At 67.6% G+C, this 16,261-nt stretch carries 18 protein-coding genes; 8 read left to right on the top strand and 10 right to left on the bottom strand.

Features of this window, described 5'->3' with window-relative positions; all coding sequences use genetic code 11:
• Nucleotides 1-5: 5 nt before the first annotated feature.
• The 3 genes from ABT130_RS25530 (at nucleotide 6) to ABT130_RS25520 (ending at nucleotide 2,678) form a co-directional block, all read left to right on the top strand.
• The gene (locus ABT130_RS25530) at nucleotides 6-767 is read left to right on the top strand and encodes an ABC transporter permease (protein WP_350959274.1); all 762 of its coding nucleotides are present in this window, start codon (nucleotides 6-8) and stop codon (nucleotides 765-767) included.
• Nucleotides 768-1,095: 328 nt separating this feature from the next.
• The gene (locus ABT130_RS25525) at nucleotides 1,096-2,301 is read left to right on the top strand and encodes a cytochrome P450 (protein ID WP_350959271.1); all 1,206 of its coding nucleotides are present in this window, start codon (nucleotides 1,096-1,098) and stop codon (nucleotides 2,299-2,301) included.
• A 23-nt stretch (nucleotides 2,302-2,324) separates the two neighbouring features.
• Nucleotides 2,325-2,678: a hypothetical protein gene (locus ABT130_RS25520; RefSeq protein ID WP_350959270.1), complete on the top strand. Its 354-nt coding sequence runs from the start codon at nucleotides 2,325-2,327 to the stop codon at nucleotides 2,676-2,678.
• A gap of 118 nt (nucleotides 2,679-2,796) precedes the next feature.
• Here the strand turns inward: ABT130_RS25520 and ABT130_RS25515 are convergent, their stop codons facing one another.
• From ABT130_RS25515 to sigJ, 3 genes are all read right to left on the bottom strand, one after another.
• Nucleotides 2,797-3,474 (bottom strand): DoxX family protein, encoded by a 678-nt coding sequence (locus ABT130_RS25515; protein ID WP_350959267.1) that lies wholly within the window; start codon nucleotides 3,472-3,474, stop codon nucleotides 2,797-2,799.
• A gap of 330 nt (nucleotides 3,475-3,804) precedes the next feature.
• On the bottom strand, nucleotides 3,805-5,013 hold the full coding sequence (locus tag ABT130_RS25510) for a cytochrome P450 (protein ID WP_350959265.1): 1,209 nt from the start codon (nucleotides 5,011-5,013) through the stop codon (nucleotides 3,805-3,807).
• 174 nt (nucleotides 5,014-5,187) lie between these two features.
• Nucleotides 5,188-6,186, bottom strand: coding sequence for an RNA polymerase sigma factor SigJ (gene sigJ / locus ABT130_RS25505; protein WP_350959263.1), 999 nt, complete (start codon nucleotides 6,184-6,186; stop codon nucleotides 5,188-5,190).
• 270 nt (nucleotides 6,187-6,456) lie between these two features.
• On the opposite strand from sigJ, the gene ABT130_RS25500 reads away from it, so the two are divergent.
• A complete protein-coding gene (locus ABT130_RS25500; protein WP_350959261.1) occupies nucleotides 6,457-7,650 on the top strand; it encodes an NAD(P)/FAD-dependent oxidoreductase in 1,194 nt (397 codons plus the stop codon).
• Nucleotides 7,651-8,017: 367 nt separating this feature from the next.
• Here the strand turns inward: ABT130_RS25500 and ABT130_RS25495 are convergent, their stop codons facing one another.
• From ABT130_RS25495 to ABT130_RS25485, 3 genes are read right to left on the bottom strand one after another with little or no spacing between them, the layout of a single operon-like run.
• Nucleotides 8,018-8,914, bottom strand: a complete 897-nt coding sequence (locus ABT130_RS25495) for an SDR family NAD(P)-dependent oxidoreductase (protein ID WP_350959258.1) — start codon at nucleotides 8,912-8,914, stop codon at nucleotides 8,018-8,020.
• On the bottom strand, nucleotides 8,911-9,384 hold the full coding sequence (locus ABT130_RS25490) for a MarR family winged helix-turn-helix transcriptional regulator (protein WP_350959256.1): 474 nt from the start codon (nucleotides 9,382-9,384) through the stop codon (nucleotides 8,911-8,913). The genes ABT130_RS25495 and ABT130_RS25490 overlap by 4 nt, the downstream gene beginning before the upstream one ends.
• Nucleotides 9,366-9,551, bottom strand: a complete 186-nt coding sequence (locus ABT130_RS25485; RefSeq protein ID WP_350959253.1) for a hypothetical protein — start codon at nucleotides 9,549-9,551, stop codon at nucleotides 9,366-9,368. Before ABT130_RS25485 ends, ABT130_RS25490 begins: the two co-directional genes overlap by 19 nt.
• Before the next feature lie 159 nt (nucleotides 9,552-9,710).
• Between ABT130_RS25485 and ABT130_RS25480 the strand changes: the two genes are divergently transcribed.
• Together ABT130_RS25480 and ABT130_RS25475 are read left to right on the top strand one after the other, a co-directional pair.
• Nucleotides 9,711-9,863, top strand: coding sequence for a hypothetical protein (locus tag ABT130_RS25480; protein ID WP_350959251.1), 153 nt, complete (start codon nucleotides 9,711-9,713; stop codon nucleotides 9,861-9,863).
• Between the two features lie 350 nt (nucleotides 9,864-10,213).
• Nucleotides 10,214-11,557 (top strand): MFS transporter, encoded by a 1,344-nt coding sequence (locus ABT130_RS25475; RefSeq protein WP_350959248.1) that lies wholly within the window; start codon nucleotides 10,214-10,216, stop codon nucleotides 11,555-11,557.
• A 178-nt stretch (nucleotides 11,558-11,735) separates the two neighbouring features.
• On the opposite strand, the gene ABT130_RS25470 is transcribed toward ABT130_RS25475, so the two are convergent.
• Together ABT130_RS25470 and ABT130_RS25465 are read right to left on the bottom strand one after the other, a co-directional pair.
• On the bottom strand, nucleotides 11,736-12,692 hold the full coding sequence (locus ABT130_RS25470; protein ID WP_350959246.1) for a recombinase family protein: 957 nt from the start codon (nucleotides 12,690-12,692) through the stop codon (nucleotides 11,736-11,738).
• 365 nt (nucleotides 12,693-13,057) lie between these two features.
• The gene (locus tag ABT130_RS25465) at nucleotides 13,058-13,315 is read right to left on the bottom strand and encodes an MmyB family transcriptional regulator (protein ID WP_350959243.1); all 258 of its coding nucleotides are present in this window, start codon (nucleotides 13,313-13,315) and stop codon (nucleotides 13,058-13,060) included.
• Between ABT130_RS25465 and ABT130_RS25460 the strand changes: the two genes are divergently transcribed.
• On the top strand, nucleotides 13,299-13,562 hold the full coding sequence (locus ABT130_RS25460) for a nuclear transport factor 2 family protein (RefSeq protein ID WP_350927085.1): 264 nt from the start codon (nucleotides 13,299-13,301) through the stop codon (nucleotides 13,560-13,562). The genes ABT130_RS25465 and ABT130_RS25460 overlap by 17 nt on opposite strands.
• Before the next feature lie 150 nt (nucleotides 13,563-13,712).
• Here ABT130_RS25460 and ABT130_RS25455 read toward each other — a convergent pair whose 3' ends face one another.
• On the bottom strand, nucleotides 13,713-13,880 hold the full coding sequence (locus ABT130_RS25455) for a hypothetical protein (protein WP_350959241.1): 168 nt from the start codon (nucleotides 13,878-13,880) through the stop codon (nucleotides 13,713-13,715).
• Between the two features lie 193 nt (nucleotides 13,881-14,073).
• Between ABT130_RS25455 and rox the strand changes: the two genes are divergently transcribed.
• Entirely contained in the window at nucleotides 14,074-15,621 is a 1,548-nt protein-coding gene (gene rox, locus ABT130_RS25450) for a rifampin monooxygenase (protein ID WP_350959238.1), read from the top strand.
• 284 nt (nucleotides 15,622-15,905) lie between these two features.
• On the opposite strand, the gene ABT130_RS25445 is transcribed toward rox, so the two are convergent.
• Entirely contained in the window at nucleotides 15,906-16,121 is a 216-nt protein-coding gene (locus tag ABT130_RS25445) for a hypothetical protein (protein WP_350959235.1), read from the bottom strand.
• Nucleotides 16,122-16,261 lie beyond the last annotated feature (140 nt).

Below are 16,261 nucleotides of genomic sequence, written 5' to 3'. Positions count from 1 at the left end.
CAGCGATGACCAAGCATTTCTTCGGCGACACCGCCGTCCTGCTGGGACGATCCCTGCGCCACATCACGCGCAGCGTGGACACCATCGTCACGACCGCGATCACGCCGATCGCCATGCTGCTGTTGTTCGTCTACGTGTTCGGCGGCGCGATCAACACGGGGCCGGTTTCGTATGTGAACTACCTGCTGCCCGGCATTCTGCTCATCACGGTTGCCTCGGGCATCGCCTACACCGCCTTCCGGCTGTTCCTGGACATGAAGAGCGGCATCTTCGAGCGCTTGCAGTCCATGCCGATCGCACGGTCGTCCGTGCTGTGGGCGCACGTGCTGACCTCGCTGGTCGCCAACCTGATCTCGCTCGTGGTCGTCGTGCTCGTCGCCTTGCTCATGGGTTTTCGCTCGGGGGCGGGAGTGCCGGCGTGGCTCGCGGTCGCCGGCATGCTGATCCTGTTCACCCTGGCGTTGACGTGGCTCGCCGTCATCGCCGGTCTGTCCGCGAAGTCCGTGGACGGCGCGAGCGCGTTCTCCTACCCGCTCATCTTCCTGCCGTTCCTCAGCTCGGCATTCGTGCCCACCGACACCATGCCCGGCCCGGTGCGCGCCTTCGCCGAGCACCAGCCGGTGACCTCCATCGTCAACGCCATCCGCGACCTGTACACCCAGCAGCCGGTCGGCACCGACATCTGGATCGCCCTGGCCTGGTGTGTCGGCATCCTCATCGTCGCCTACGCCTTCGCCATGAACACCTACCGCCGCAAGATCTCCTAGGGCCGTGTTGATCGAGTCTTTCTTGATCCAGATCAGCGTGGCGGAGAGGCAGATCGCGGCGCGGTAGTTGCGCATCGCGATTCCGTGCCATCTCTTGAGAGGGTTGAAGCACCGTTCGACGACGTTGCGACCGCGGTACCGCCGTTTGCGCTCCTCACCGAAGTCGATCCGGCGGCCACGCTTCTTCTCGCGGCGCAGCGATCAGCGCTAATCACCTGACTGAATGCACTTCCTGTGGCTGACAGGAATTCTGAGTGCAACGCAGCCTTCGAACCGCGCCAAACACGTACTGTCGCGACTTCATCCCAGGCCGATGAGAGGAATGACCATGGAACACACCATCACCACGCTGCCGGCCGCGCGCCAGCCCGGCTGCCCCTTCGACCCGCCCAAGGAGCTGATCCAGGCCCGCGAGCACGGCCCGATCAGCCGCTTCCCCTTCCCCGACGGACACGAGGGCCGGCTGGTCACCGGCTACGACCTGGTCCGGGCGGTCCTGGCCGACCCTCGGTTCAGCTCACGCAAGGAGCTCATGCGCCACCATCCGCTGGTCGACCTCGGCGAGATCGAGGTGCCTCCGGCGCCGCCCGGCGAGTTCCTCCTCATGGACGAGCCGCAGCACGGGCGCTATCGGAAACCACTGGTGGGCAAGTTCACCGTACGGCGGATGCGACAGCTCACCGAGCGCGTCGAGCAGGTCACCGCCGAGCACCTGGACGCGATGGAGAAGGCCGGGCCGTCGGCGGACCTGGTGACCGCGTTCGCCAAGCCCATCCCCTCCATCATCATCTGTGAGCTGCTGGGCGTGCCGTACGAGGACCGGGGCTCCTTCCAGGGGCACATCGACAAGTTCCTCGGCGGGGAGGTCGGCGACGAGGAACTGATCGCGGCCTACACCGCGACCCAGAACTACCTCGCGGAGCTGGTGGCCGCCAAGCGCGCCAACCCCACCGACGACGTGCTCAGCGACCTGCTCGACAGCGATCTGACCGATGAGGAGCTACGGGGGATCGCCCTGATCCTGCTGTCGGCCGGGTTCGACACCACCGCGAACATGCTGGCGCTGGGCACCTTCGCGCTGCTGCAGAACCCGGAGCAGCTGGCCGCGCTGCGCGCCGAGCCCGCGCTCACCGACGGGGCCGTGGAGGAGCTGCTGCGGTATCTGAGCGTCGCCAAGCAGTTCCCGAGGGTCGCACTGGAGGACGTCGAGCTGGGCGGCCAGACCATCAAGGCCGGCTCGACGGTCATCCTGTCGTACGCCACCGCCAACCGCGACCCCGAGCGCTTCACCGACCCCCACGTGCTCGACCTGCGCAGGCAGGAGGGCGGGCACCTGGCCTTCGGCCACGGCATCCACCAGTGCCTGGGTCAACAGCTGGCCCGCGTCGAGATGCGGGTCGCCTTCCCCGCGCTGCTCACCCGCTTTCCCACGCTACGGCTGGCCGTACCGGCTGAAGAGGTCGCCCTGCGCCTGGAGACCGCGGACATCTACGGAGTCAAGAGCCTCCCGGTCACCTGGGACGTGGCATCTTGACTACCAAGAACAACAGGGTCCGGATGCCGCGGGTCTTCCGGCGAGTGGGGGTCACGGCGCTGGCCGGAGTGGCCACACCCGGGGTGGCCACTCCGGCGGCGAAACCGACGATCGAAATCTCCGGCGGGCTGACGCAGCCGGCCTTCTCGTACAAAGACGCCATCCGCGAGTACGTCCAGGTGCAGTCGCCGGTCGACAGCGACGGCAAGAAGGATCTGGTCCGGGTGGACATCATCCGGCCGAAAGAGACCAGGTCCGAGCTCAAGGTGCCAACCTGGGCGTATTGCTCGTTGACTACGGCCAGGACACCCGCATCCACGGCGTCGACCCCTCTGGATCGACGGCAAAGACCGCGTCGGCGAGAGGACGGCCGATGACGACGGCTGCTATCGCAGGGCCGCCGGCAACACGGTGACATCCGGCTTCCATTCCAGAAGGTCGTTAGGCCACGTTAGGCAAGCATGTGTCGGCGAGACGTCGAGACCTTCAAGGCCGCTACTCGTCGATCCAGCCGTTCTCAACTGCCCACTCGTGCGTCATGGCTTCGGCCGCGGGCAGCGTGAGGAACGAAACGGCATACAGAACAACGAGGAGCCCGATCGGAACGGCCCAAGCGCGAGGACGGGTTTCCGGCGGACCGGCCCCATTTTGTCCAGCGTTGGCAGGGCGGTCCTGACGGAGCCCCGTCTCCGGGAGCCGGCGGTCGGCAGGCCTCAGCACCCACGACGCGATGGCGCACGTCCCGAACATCAGCGGCACCCCCCACGTCTGAAGCCCGTCGCCGACTATCAGATGCGACGCCACGGCACTCGACCACAGGAAAAAGGCACCCGCGTACGCCCATTCCTTGATCAGCGGGAGTCTGGGCGCGATGATCGCGACGGCCGCACCGGCCTGCCACACGCCTAGAATGTAGGCGAAGTAGTGCGGGTATCCCAGGTGGCGCAACTGAACTTCCACCCATTCGATCGGTAGAAGGTTCCACACCGATCCAGCAGTCAACTCGAAGACGATTACAAACGTGGTGGCCCAAAAGGCGAGGGGGCGGATCCGGCTCCAGTTCCAGCCGCTTCGTGCGACGGTGGTCGGCTTCTCGTCCGTCGCGTGCTGGAACGTTTTGGTCGTTTGAGTTTGCGTCTCAGCCTCCTCGTCAAATCGATCTGGCATGTTCATGAGATTCTCCTTGCGTTGTGAGCGGCTTCGGTTCGAAGCCGCAGGTGGCGATTGGCGATTCCACAATGGAGTGGCCGGCCGGGGCCGAGGGCGAAGCCAATCTGGCGGACCAGGCTGGTGGGGCGCCCACGATGCCCCACGGTGCGGTGGTGCGCCGTCCGATGCATGGAGCCGGCTCGGCATGCCTTCGGCGAGGGTGAATCGCACGGTCACGACGACGTCCGCCTCAGGTGCCCGTACACGTCGACCGGGGCACGCCGAACAGGTCGGCGATCTGCTGGACAGTCGTCTCGGGGGTGTCGTAGAGCTGTTAGGCGGGCGGCCGTCCGCTCACCAGGTCACCGCCAGCGAGTTCAAGCCGTACACGATGCTGAAGACCTGGAAGTCGGCCTGCTTGTACGGGTCGGCCAGGGCGAGGCCGGGGAAGCGGCGCAGCAGTGCCGGGAAGGCGATGCGCATCTCCATCCGCGCCAGCGGCGCCCCGAGGCAGTGGTGCACACCATGGCCGAAGGCGGCGTGACCGGCGGCTCCCCGGGTGATGTCGAGGGTCTCGGGATCGTCGACGAAGGCAGGGTCGCGGTTGGCGGCAGGAAGCGAAAGGACCACGAGCGAGCCCGCGGGGATGGTGTGCCCGGCGATCTCCACGTCCGTCGTGGTCGTGCGCGGCGGCAGCGACTGCACGATGGACAGCCAGCGCAGCAGCTCCTCGACGGCGGGCTCGATCAGCGCCGGATCGTCGCGGATCATGGCGAGCTGGTCCGGGTGCCGCAGCAGGGCCAGGGTGCCCAGGCCGAGCATGTTCGAGGTCGTCTCGTGCCCGGCCAGCAGCAGAAGTCCCGCGATGCCGATCAGCTCGTCGGTACTGAGATCGTGGCCGTGCTCGCGCACCAGCATGCCGAGCATGTCCTGGCCCGGGTCCGCCTGGGCGCGGGCCACCAGGTCGGCCATGTAGGCGCGGTCCTCCCGCTGTGCCGCGTTCCGCTGCTCCATCGGCAAGGAGGTGTCCAGCAGGCGCACGGAACGCTCGTGGAACTCGGCGCGGTCGGCATGCGGCACGCCCAGCAGCTCGCAGATCACCAGCGACGGCACCGGCAGCGCGAAGTGCGCCACCAGATCGGCCGGCTTGCCGGCCCGCTCCAGATCGTCCAGAGCCGTCTGGACGATCTCGGTGATCCGCGGCTCGAGCCTGCGCATCCGGCGTACCGTGAATTCCGGGGTGAGCATCCGGCGCAACCGCGTGTGCTCCGGTGGGTCGAACCCGATCAGCTGCCCGGCCCGCATCTTGGCCAGTTCGTCGGCGTTCATCTGCCCGGATCCCGGGAACGGTGTCAGGGCGCTGCTGAACCGAGCCGGATCCGCCAGCACCTGGCGAACGTCCTCATGACGGCAGACCAGATACGCGGGCGCGCCGAACGGCGTCTTCACCTGTACCACACCCTCGCCATCGCGTGCCCGGGCCAGTTCCTCGACCGGGTCGAGCCCGTTCCGCCGCATCTGCAGCGGCAATTCCAGCGCTTTCGTCATCATCTGTCCATTCATCCAGTGATCGTGTGAGACCGTCTGCGCTACCAGGTAAGTCTGCAAAGGCGACTGAACATTGAGCGTCGTGTGTGGTGCCACCGGCCTGCGGCGATACCTGTCCATCGCGGGTGGGGGCATCGGCGAAACCCTTTGACCTCGGGCAAGGCGCGCTCGAAACCAAGCGTGTCCGTGCTAGCTAAGATCATCTTCTGTCGCTCGGGCGCCACGTGCTGTTCCTGAGTCGCCGAGTGCTGCGGCCCCACCGGTCCACGGCCGGAGCTTGTCGGGGTTGCGTACCGCCCAGATGTGCTTGATCCGGTCGCCTGCGATGTCGAACGCGTACACCGACACGGTGACGCCATCATGCTGAGCGATCAGGCCGGGCTGGCCGTTGACCGTACGCTCCAGGATCGTCAGGTTGCGTAGCCTGCCGGCGAGATTGAGCAGTGAGCGCACGATCTGCTCGGCGCCTTCGATCGGGCGGAGTACGGCGCCGACGACGCCGCCGCCGTCGGCGGTCGCCGTGGCGTCGGGGTCGAGGAGGCCGATGAGGGCGTTGATGTCCTTGGCTTCCCATGCCTGTTTGAAGTCCCTGACGATGCCGGCCTGCTGGGATGCCGGAGCCGCGGGAGCTCGCGACGCGTGAATGCGGCGGCGGGCCGAGGAGGCCAGCTGGCGGCAGGCCGCGGGGGTGCGGCCGACGATCTCGGCCACTTCGGCGAAGGGGTAGCGGAAGACGTCGTGCAGGATGAACGCGACGCGCTCGGCCGGGGTCATCGATTCGAGCACGACGAGGAAAGCCATGTTGACCGACTCATCCAGGGTGACCCGGTCGGCCGGGTCGACGCTGATGCCGTCCGGGCGCCCGGTGATCCACTCCCTAGGTTCGGGCAGCGGCTCGGGGATCCACTCGCCCACGTAGGTCTCTCGCCGGGCTCGTGCCGAGGAGAGCACGTTGAGGCAGAGGCGGCCGGCGACCTTGGTCAGCCAGGCGCCGGGGGATGTGATGGCGTCCTGCTGTTGCCGGGACATGGCGTACCAGCGGGCGTAGGTCTCCTGGACGACATCCTCGGCATCGGCCAGGGAGCCGAGGAGCCGGTAGGCGAGATTGGTCAGCTGGCGCCGTTCGTTCATGATCGCGCTCAGGCCCGGATCCGGCCGGCCGTGTCCTGGCTCGGATGGGGTGGTCATGGTGTCCTGGCCATCGTGTCACTGACTCCCTTGGTCGGGTCTGCCCTCACCGGTTCGACAAGACAGCGCAGTGAACTGTGAGGTTGGCGCGTCGCCTCACACCGAGGTCTTGTGTTGTCGGACTGGTGAGACACCATCCAGCACGCGGGTAGCCGCCCCCGGCGGGTATGCGGATCGCCGTCGAGAACCCCGTGTCGGAACACGGCATCGTCCCCGCGCCGGCCACTTCGTGTTGAAGGACCACCCCCAATCGAGAAGGGAAACGTTGTCATGTCCATGCCCGAACACCACACACCCCACAAGGTCGTCGTCATCGGTGGCGGTTACGCCGGAACACTCGCGGCCAACCATCTGCGGATGCGCGCCGACGTCGACATCACGCTGGTCAATCCCCGCCCGGAGTTCGTCGACCGAATCCGGCTGCACCAGTTCGTGGCCGGCACCGGCGAGGCCACGGTGGACTACGGCACGCTGCTGGGCGAGGACATCCAGTTGGTGGTCGGCAGCGCCACACGCATCGACACCACCGCCCGCACGGTGCGGCTGGCGTCGGGCTGCGCGCTGGACTACGACTACGTCATCTACGCGGTCGGCAGCACCGCAGCGATACCGTTGTCGGTGCCCGGCGCGGCCGAATTCGCTGTCTCCATCGCCGAATTCGAGTCTGCGCAGCGGCTGCGCGCCGAGCTTGACGAGTTGCCTCCCGATGCTCCGGTCACCGTGGTCGGCGCCGGGTTGACCGGCATCGAGACGGCCGCCGAACTGGCCGAACAAGGACGCACGGTCACGCTGGTGTGTGGCGGAATCCTGGCGCCCTCAGTGAGTGCGCCGGGTCGCCGATACGTCGCCAAGTGGCTGTCCCGGCACGGTGTCGCCGTGCTCGAGGCCAATGAGGTGACCGAGGTCCGGCCGGATGCGGTCGTCTTCGCCGACGGTGCGGTGCGTGCGAGCGCACTGACCATCTGGGCGGCAGGTTTCGGCGTGCCGGAGTTGGCGGCCGCGAGCGGGTTGCGCACCGACGAGCTCGGCCGGCTGCTCACCGACGAGACGCTGACCAGCGTCGACGACGACCGCATCGTCGCGGCCGGCGACGCCGCCGCACCGTCGGGCCAGCCGCTGCGGATGAGCTGCCAGGCCGCCGTGCCGCTGGGGGCGCAGGCCGCCAACACGGTGCTGAGCCGCGTTGCGGGGACCGAACCGGCGGTGATCAACCTGGCCCTCACGGGGTCGTGCGTCAGCCTCGGCCGGCGCGCCGCCATGCGACAGCTCGCCCGCAAAGACGACACCTCGGTGAACGTCTACGTCGGCGGCCGCATTAGCGCGGCATACAAGGAGCTAACTTGCAAGCTCGGGGTGTGGAAGATTCGCCGCGAGGCCCGCAAGCCGGGCTCCCTGCTCTGGCCCAAGGGCGGCCCACGTCCTGAGCAGCCGACCGCCGCCACACGGGTGGTCACGTCCCCGTGACTACCGACGAGCATGCCGAGCGGTTCACCCTGTTGCGTCCGCTGTTGTTCACGATCGTTTACGAAATAGTCGAAGGACGTCGGCCAGGAGGACCCGGATCGTGAACGCGCGATCGGAGGGTAGCAGTCCGTCCAGGGAAGCAGCGTCAAAGCGGCGGCTTCGTCGGTGGTCAGCCTGGTGGCCCGGGCGAAGTCGCCGATGTCGATGCCGAGCAGGAGCCGACGACTGATGAGCGTGGAGGTGCCGCAGGCGCATCCGGTCAGCCGGGCGAGTTGAAGGGGAATGATGCGTAACCGGTAGGACAGTCTGAGGAGATATCCGGCCAGGGACTCGCCCGATAGCCCGATAGTTCCCTACCTGGTTCCAACTAGCGTGATCCGGCTCGCTTCTTGAGGGGCTCCACCCCGAGGAGGGCTGCCGTCTTGGTGTAGAGGATGCGGGCGAGGGTGTCGTCCAGGGCGAGGCGCGAAGGGGCGTCCGGCTGGGACTTGCTGAAGAAGCCGCCGCTGGGGTGCGGAGCGGGCGAGGCGGTGGCGAGCCAGACGGGGGTCTGCACACCTTCGTCCGGGGTGATGGCGAACGGACGGAACAGTGGGGCGGTCAGCCGCATCAGGCCGCCGGCGTTGCTGTTGATCGCGGTTCCCTTCACCATGCCGGGATTGGCGTTGTAGATGCTCATACCGTCGGGCAGGCGGTGTGCGAGCTCTCGAGTGGCCAGGAGGCTGACGAGCTTGCTCGTCGCGTAGACGTTGATCTGGTTGTAGAAGCGGCTGTTCCACGCCCTCCCCGCGACATCCGGATCCTTGACGTCGAGCTTGCCGCGCTTTTCCACGAACGTGGACATGTTGATGATCCGCGCTTCGGGGGTGAGCGCTCCTGCGGCCAGGAGGGCGTGGGTAAGCAGGAACGGGGCGTGGTGATTGATCGCGTAGGTGCGTTCGACACCGTCCGCCGTCTGCTCGTACCGGGGGAAGGCCGCCCCTGCGTTGTTGATGAGGACGTCCACCGGGACGGTGTCGGCAGCCAATTTCGATGCGAGGGCGCGTACCTGCGACCACTGTTCCAGGTCGGCGATATACGTCCTCGGCGGGGCCGCGTCACTGCCCGCAGGGGTCAGGCCGCGCAAGCTGTCGGCGGCGGCCTTGGTGCGCGCCGCGTCCCGGCCGACGAGGACGACGGTCTGCCCGGCCTTGATCAGGTGGCGTGCCGTCACCAGGCCCAGGCCGGAGCCTCCGCCGGTGATGACTGCGGTCTTGCTGCTCATTGCTGTTCCTTTTCGTGGTTGTCCTTGACGGTGGCGGGCTCACCTGTCGACTGAGTGCCGTCGATCACCTCGCGGAGAAGCGCGTGCAGGCGCAGCCTGCTCTCGCGGTCGAGGCGGGCGAAGGGTGAGTGCTCAGTGGTGTGCTGGATGACGCGATCACGCAGCGTGCACCCCTCGGGAGTGAGCTGGATGACTTTCGCGCGGCGATCGGTAGGGTGGGGCACGCGGCGGACCAGGCCGCGCTTCTCGAGCCGGTCGATCATCGACGTGGCGGTCGAGGCGTCGCACTGCAAGCGGTCGGCCAGGCGGCGCGCGGTCATCTCCTGCTCGCGGCTCAGCCTCCACAGCACATCGGTCTGGGTGTCGGTCAGCCCCGCTTCGCGGGCCAGCTCCTTGAGCTCGGCGTGCACCTGAGTGCGGATCGCAAACAGGTAGTCGATGAGCTCTTCGTTCAGCCGCAGGTCATCCATAACCGCCACAGTACATGGAGATTCCAATTATTGGAATTTCCATGTACTTGCGTCGCAACAGCCCCGGGCAGCGCGGAGACGATGCGCCAGCCGGCGCCGAGTGCCCGCACCACACTGACGCGATACACGAGGCAGGCCACGGCCGCCACCAGCACGGCCAGGACCACGACCGGTGAGAATACGAGCACCGTGGGCAGTACCGGGCCCTAGAGCCGAAGTCGGTGACCGTCCGGGCGTTTGCCCCGTACGGTCACCGACTTCGGACGATGCCTGCTGTGCGGTGATCTCGCCGCGGCGCAACCGATCGATGATGTCGGCCCGCCGCCTTGCCCGTCACGGCCCCACCGCCGCGCTCGCCGTCGATCTGGCAGACCCGCACCGCCCACCTCCTCCCCAAACTGCTCGCCGGCCGCAGCGAAGGGCCGGTGTTCCTCACCGAGCGACGTGCCCGCGTCGCCCTGGCAGCCGGCATCGCCTGAGCAGGCCAGGACCCGCCCGGCCTGCTGCTGGTGACGGCGACTGGCGTCATCGGCGCCGTCACCAGCAGCGCCATGTGGTGGAACCGCGCCGACCACACGCGCTGGCCATGCCCGCAGCGCTTACCGGCTGCCGCGCTGGTCACTCCGGCAGACCCGCGGCGGCGGTTTCCAGCTGCGATGGTTTCGGGAGGCCGCCGTGGGCACGATCCACCGGGCAGGTCCGCGGCGGCGCCAGGGCGCCCGGGTTTCAGGGCGAGGCAAACGGTGGAGGAAATGGTCGAGCAACCGTTTCACCGATGCGGCCGGCCCCGGGCTCGCGCGAGTCCCCACGCGCGGAAAGGTGTCCACCCATGCAGGAACAACCCTCCAGTACTTCCCCGGACACCTCCAGTGGACCCGCGAAACCCGAAACCGCACCCGGGCTCGGGCGGGACTTCAACCGGTTCTGGATCGGGAGCCTGTTCAGCAACCTCGCCGACGGCATGATGATCATCGCCCTGCCCCTGGTGGCGGCGCTGCTCACCAACGACCCGCTCATGGTGTCCGGGCTGTTCGCGGCCCGCTTCCTGCCCTGGCTGCTGTTCGGCCTGGTCTCCGGGGTGATCGCCGACCGCGTCGATCGAGGTCGGCTCATGGTGGCGGCCAACCTGGTCCGCGCGGGCGCCCTGATCGCTCTGGCCACGCTCATCGCCACCGGCCACGCGGGCATCTGGGTGCTGTACGCGGTCATGTTCACCGTCATGACCTGTGAAGTGTTCTACGACATCGCCGGACGGGCGATGCTCCCCGACATCGCACCCGCCGGGACCATCGACCGCGCCAACGGACGGCTGGAAGGCGGCAAGACCGTCACCCAGGACTTCGCCGGCGGCCCCCTGGCCGGGTTCCTGTTCGTCGTGGCGGCCGTCCTGCCCCTGGCGGTCAACAGCGCCGCCTACCTGCTGGGCGCCCTGGTGCTGCTGGGACTGCCCATGGCCGTGCGCAGGCCCAAGAACACCATCGGCGAGGACATGAAGACGGGTGTTCGCCCCTCACCCCTGGCCGACCTGCGCGACGGCGTCTCCTTCGTCTTTCGCGGCAGTTCCCTGGGGCCCATCCTGCTCTTCAGCGTTGCGCTGAACGCCTCCTTCATGGGGTTGAGCGCGGTCATGGTGCTGTTGGCCCGGGACCACTTCGGCGTGCCGCCCTCCCTGTACGGGGTGTTCGTCGGCTCGTCGGCCGCCGGTGCCCTCCTCGGTGCCGCCGCCGCGGGAGGGATGGTCGCCCGGCTCGGCCGCTTCCGCCTGGAAGTGGTGCTGTTCACCGTCACGGGGTTGTGCTTCCTCGGCTTCGGCCTGGCGCCCAACGCCTACATCGCCGTCGCGGCCTGGGTGGTCCTGGGCTTCGCGATCACCGCGTCCAACATCGTCATGCTCGGGGCCATTCAGCTGATCGTGCCGGGCCACCAGATGGGCCGGGTGATGTCGATGGTCGCGGTGTCGGCGACGGGCTTCGGGCCGGTGGCCGCACTCCTGGCCGGGCTGCTGGGTCGTGTGGAGCTGTACTACGTTCCGATCGCCTCCGGTGTGCTTCTGCTGGTCTCTCTGGTGTTGGCGAGCCCCGCCCTGCGCAGCGTGGTCACCGATGCCGACCGGATCGAAGCGGCGCAGATCGCCGGGCAGGAGCACAACCGGTCGCATTACGCCACGGGGTAGGAGGACTCGTCCTTCCTCCGGAGGTTCAAACGAGTGGGCTGTCGTATTCGCGCGTAGGCGCATCTGAGGGCAGGAGAGCCCTCCGAGGGGGAGTTTCCGGACACCTCTACGCGGGCGCGCGCAGAGGGGGCGGCGTAGTACTTGCCGAAAATCGGGCGGTGATGGCCGTTTCGGTTGGTCAGGTGTTCGCCTGATCGGCTGCGAACGTGGTGTGGGCCTGTTCGATCGTGTCCGGGTGCCGCTGGCGCCTGTCGTGCTCGGCGAGTGCTCGGTAGATGCTGGCCAGGCTCGGGTTTTGTCCCTTGCGTTTGCCGGTGGGGATGATCAAGTCGCCTCGGATGTCCTGCACCGACTCGCCGTTGGCACGACGTCGGAGCACGGTGTGCAGCATGTCGTCGGTGATGACTGGTGGGCGTCCGCCGTGGTTGCCCTTGCGGGCGGCGGCATTCAGGCCTTCGAGGGTGGCTTCGCGGATGTTCTCGCGTTCGGTTTCGGCCATCGCGGCGAAGAACGCGAACAGGATGCGGCCGGTTCCGCTGGGGTCGTAGACGCCGGGCAGCGGTCCGGCGAGCATTTCCAGGGCGATGCCGTGGGCGGTGAGGTGGTCGGCGAGCGCGGTCAGCTCGGCGGAGTCACGGCCCAGCCGCTTCATCTCGTAGACGGTGAGGATGACGCGGCAGTGTGGTGCGTGGGCCTTGATCTGGCGGCACATCTCCAGCGCGGCCTCGAACTTTGGCCGCACCCGGACGCGGGTGGAGACCTTCTCGGCGAAGATCTTGTCGTGGCTGATGCCGTGCGCTTCCAGGGCGTCGAGCTGGGACTGGAGTTCCTGGGTCAGGTGCGAGCAGCGGGCGTAGCCGACCCTGACGTCGGTGGCCGGGGTGTCCGTAGGAATCGGCGCCGGCGGCGGGCTGCCCGGGCGCCACAGCTGCCCCGGTCCCCGATCGGCCGGCGTCGGCACCCGCAGCCGCTTCGCCAGCCGGGGCACCTTCATGAACCGGCCGGTGTGGTAGGTCCCGGCGACCGTACCGGAGCGCGACCGGCATGGAGAGCCCGGCTCGACCCGGCACCGCAGGCATAGGTGGCGCTCGACTTCGTCGGCATCGGCGGTGGCTGAGTCCGGCTCGCTGCTCACCCCCGGAATCCTCTCACAAACCTCTCCCATAACTCGCCCTGCCCTTGTTTACGTGAGAACGAGTCCTGAGAAGAAATCCGACCCTGGTAGCGGCCCGCCGGGTTGTTCGGCGAGTTCTTCTCGGAAAGGAGTGTTCATGAAAGGACCAAGCTGGGGTTCAGGGGTGACCCGATGGCCGGGAGTGAGTGTGCGGTGAGAGCATGTCGGCGCCAAGGCTTGATCATCTCCGCGCCGGCGGAGTCACTGTATCAGTGAACTGGCTGGTCAGCGGCTTGAAGGTTGTTAAGGCACGTTAGGCGAGCAGGCGGCCCGCGGATGCCGCGCCTGTGGAGCGGTCAGGCCGGCCCTACCCTGCTGATCTGGCCTCAACGTCGGATCGGGTGGCTCGCGTCGTCGAAGCCGGGCGCCAGCAGCTCCTCATAGAGCGCGGTGAGCTCGGGGTCGGGAACCGCGGCAAGCTGCCGCGTGATCCGGGTACGCAGCAGCGAACGCACCTCGGCCAGGTTGACGATCCGGGGAGCGAGCCCGCGCGGGTCCAGCCCCAGCCGCACCATGTTGATCGGCGGCCGGAGCAGGTCGGGGGCCACGTCTGCGAGGAACGGTTCGATGGCGCGATTGGTCATCACGATGTTCCAACGACGATCGATGACCAGCGCCGGAAACGGCTCGGTCGAGATCCAGCATGTGCTGGCCGACGGTGATCGCGTCATGATGCACTCGCGCCGTTGGCTGCCCGGCGCCGAGCCCGGAATCGTGGTGGTCGATATCTGGCGGTTGCACAATGGGCTGATCGCCGAAGCGTGGGAGATCATCGAGCCGGTGGCCCAGGCGGCCGCCAATTTGACGTGGTGGGAACCCGCTGATCGCTGACCCGGCCACAAGCTCGAGGCCACAGTCGTGAACACCTGGGGCGTCGGGAACGGCCCGATGCCCCACCGCCCGGCCATCGCGTCCGGGCGGGCGGGATGATTTGCTCGGCGTCTTGCTGTGCGTCGTCATCGCGCTGGTCGTCAAGCTCGCCTACGACCAGTTCGCGTAGTGGCCACGAGCGAACCTCATCAGGGCAGCGCCTACCGAGATCCGGTCCGCCTCGGGGGCAGCCAGGATCAGACCGTCGACCGGGACCAGCCGGGCCGCCACACCGGATTCGCCCTGCAACCGCACGGGCCCGTCTGGAATCGTGATCACGTGGCCGGGAAAGGATTGGACGGGATGATGCTCGGGCTTGTAGCTTGCAGTTGACCGTGACACCGCCCGAGGAGGTGAGACCCATGAACGCTGTATCGATGTGGGTGCTCCCCCTTTCCGTCACGGCCGGGCGATTGACGTAGGTGTCGCCGGGAGCGCCTCGCCAACAAGGCACTCCCGAAAGGCAGCACCTATGCACTCTCAGCAGGTCACCGCCGAGCCGCTGTCGAACGACAGGGCCGGGCGTGACTCCACGGTGGGCGACGTCCCCGGAGTTCTCTGGTCGCCGGCCTCCGGCGCCGATCGCGCGCCCCTCGTCTTCGATGTGATCATTGCCGGGTGCGGGCCGACCGGTGCGATGCTGGCCGCCGAACTGCGGCTGCACGATGTGCGGGTACTCGTTCTGGAGAAGGCAACCGAGCCCGCGTCGTTCGTCCGCATAGTCGGTCTGCATATTCGCAGTCTCGAGCTGATGGCGATGCGCGGACTGCTGGATCGCATTCTCCAGCATGGAAGACAGCGTCCGGCCGGCGGTTTCTTCGCCGCCATCCCCAAACCCGCGCCCAAGGGCCTGGATTCCGCGTACGCCTATCTGCTGGGCATCCCGCAGCCGGTCATCGAATATCTGCTCGAAGAGCATGCGATCGAACTGGGTGCGCAGGTCCGGCGCGGTTGCGCGGTCGCCGGCTTCGAGCAGGACGACGAGGGGGTGACCGTCGAGCTGGCCGACGGGGAACAGCTGCGTTCACGCTACCTCGTCGGCTGTGACGGCGGGCGCAGTACGGTGCGTAAACTGCTCGGTGTCGGCTTCCCCGGCGAGCCCTCACGGACCGAGACGCTGATGGGCGAGATGGAAGTGGGCGTGCCGCAGGAGGAGATCGCCGCCAAGGTGACCGAAATCCGCGAGGCCCATCAGCGATTCTGGCTCCGGCCCTTCGGCGAAGGGGTCTATAGCGTCGTAGTCCCCGCCGCGGGAGTCAGCGACCGCGCGGAACCGCCCACCCTCGAGGATTTCAAACAACAGTTGCGCACCATCGCCGGAAGCGATTTCGGCGTGCACTCCCCGCGCTGGATGTCCCGCTTCGGGGATGCCACCCGGCTGGCCGAACGTTATCGGGTCGGGCGGGTGCTGCTGGCCGGCGATGCGGCACACGTCCATCCACCCATCGGCGGACAGGGCCTCAACCTGGGCGTTCAGGACGCATTCAACCTCGGCTGGAAACTGGCCGCACAGATCCGCGGCTGGGCCCCGGAAACACTGCTGGACACCTACCAGGCCGAACGTCATCCGGTCGCCGAGGACGTGCTGGACAACACCCGCGCCCAGACGGAACTGCTGTCCACCGAACCGGGCCCGCAGGCCGTGCGCAGGCTGCTCACCGAACTGATGGACTTCGACGAGGTGAACCGCTATCTGATCGAGAAGATCACCGCGATCGGCATCCGTTACGACTTCGGCGAGGGCCCCGGCCTGCTCGGCCGCCGCCTGCACGACATCGACGTGAAACAGGGCCACCTCTACGGTCTGCTGCATCGCGGCCGTGGCCTGCTGCTGGACCGCACCGAACGCCTGACCGTCGGCGGCTGGTCAGGCAGGGTCGATTACCTCGCGGATCCCGCTGCGGAACTGGATGTCCCGTGCGTCCTGCTGCGCCCCGACGGCCACGTCGCCTGGATCGGCGACGATCAGCAGGACCTGGACGACCACCTCTCCCGCTGGTTCGGCAAGCCCGCCAACTGATTTCGCCTGAGCAACCGAAAAGGCCCGTGAGAAGGATCGGAACGGCCAGTAGCGACTGACCATCGGAAGGCTGGAAGCAGCATCTGCCGTGGTGCTCTGGCGTCAGGGTCGGCCTGCGAGGAGGGTTGGCCTCCGAGTGACGACCGGAAGACGGCGGAAGAGCACCGCGGGGTGGATCGGCGCAGGCGTCCGCGCGTTTCATATAAGGGGGACGACCGAGATACGTCGGAAAGCGGCCATAGCGATCTTGGCTGACGGCGCGGACCCTTGAATGGGCGGAAGTCTCAGTCGATCAGGCTGGGCTGGTCGGGTAGCAGGCCGGTCAACGCGGTCCGCACGGCGGCCCGGCTCACTCCGTGGGCGCGGGCCAGGGCCGCGATTGAGGCGCCGTCTTCTTGGAAGGCCGTCCTCGCTTCTTCGCGCTGGTCGCCGTCCGGCGCGGGCGGTCGTCCTCGATAGCGCCCTTCAGCTGTGGACGAGCGGGAGTGGACGATCCGCACCGGCACTTCTCGGGAAGGGGCGAAACCCCCTTCTATCTGTCGGGAAATCCTGTCGTCAATTCAACCCCGAGAACGACCATCCGGGTCGATGTTTTGTCATCTGCTGTCTGGTTTTCCGGGCCGCCGAGAGGCTCGTCGGA

It is taken from the genome of Streptosporangium sp. NPDC001681 (assembly GCF_040298085.1).
In the GTDB taxonomy this organism is placed as follows: Bacteria; Actinomycetota; Actinomycetes; order Streptosporangiales; family Streptosporangiaceae; genus Streptosporangium.
This window is presented reverse-complemented; position numbering and strand designations above follow the sequence as displayed.

What these genes read in the sequence shown, in the direction of transcription:
- ABT130_RS25490 (WP_350959256.1), bottom strand. Translation starts at nt 9,384, where the DNA reads ATGGATGACCTGCGGCTGAACGAAGAGCTCATCGACTACCTGTTTGCG.
- ABT130_RS25525 (WP_350959271.1), top strand. Translation starts at nt 1,096, where the DNA reads ATGGAACACACCATCACCACGCTGCCGGCCGCGCGCCAGCCCGGCTGC.
- ABT130_RS25475 (WP_350959248.1), top strand. Translation starts at nt 10,214, where the DNA reads ATGCAGGAACAACCCTCCAGTACTTCCCCGGACACCTCCAGTGGACCC.
- rox (WP_350959238.1), top strand. Translation starts at nt 14,074, where the DNA reads ATGCACTCTCAGCAGGTCACCGCCGAGCCGCTGTCGAACGACAGGGCC.
- ABT130_RS25495 (WP_350959258.1), bottom strand. Translation starts at nt 8,914, where the DNA reads ATGAGCAGCAAGACCGCAGTCATCACCGGCGGAGGCTCCGGCCTGGGC.
- sigJ (WP_350959263.1), bottom strand. Translation starts at nt 6,186, where the DNA reads ATGACCACCCCATCCGAGCCAGGACACGGCCGGCCGGATCCGGGCCTG.
- ABT130_RS25465 (WP_350959243.1), bottom strand. Translation starts at nt 13,315, where the DNA reads ATGACCAATCGCGCCATCGAACCGTTCCTCGCAGACGTGGCCCCCGAC.
- ABT130_RS25530 (WP_350959274.1), top strand. Translation starts at nt 6, where the DNA reads ATGACCAAGCATTTCTTCGGCGACACCGCCGTCCTGCTGGGACGATCC.
- ABT130_RS25515 (WP_350959267.1), bottom strand. Translation starts at nt 3,474, where the DNA reads ATGAACATGCCAGATCGATTTGACGAGGAGGCTGAGACGCAAACTCAA.
- ABT130_RS25520 (WP_350959270.1), top strand. Translation starts at nt 2,325, where the DNA reads ATGCCGCGGGTCTTCCGGCGAGTGGGGGTCACGGCGCTGGCCGGAGTG.
- ABT130_RS25500 (WP_350959261.1), top strand. Translation starts at nt 6,457, where the DNA reads ATGTCCATGCCCGAACACCACACACCCCACAAGGTCGTCGTCATCGGT.
- ABT130_RS25510 (WP_350959265.1), bottom strand. Translation starts at nt 5,013, where the DNA reads ATGAATGGACAGATGATGACGAAAGCGCTGGAATTGCCGCTGCAGATG.
- ABT130_RS25460 (WP_350927085.1), top strand. Translation starts at nt 13,299, where the DNA reads ATGGCGCGATTGGTCATCACGATGTTCCAACGACGATCGATGACCAGC.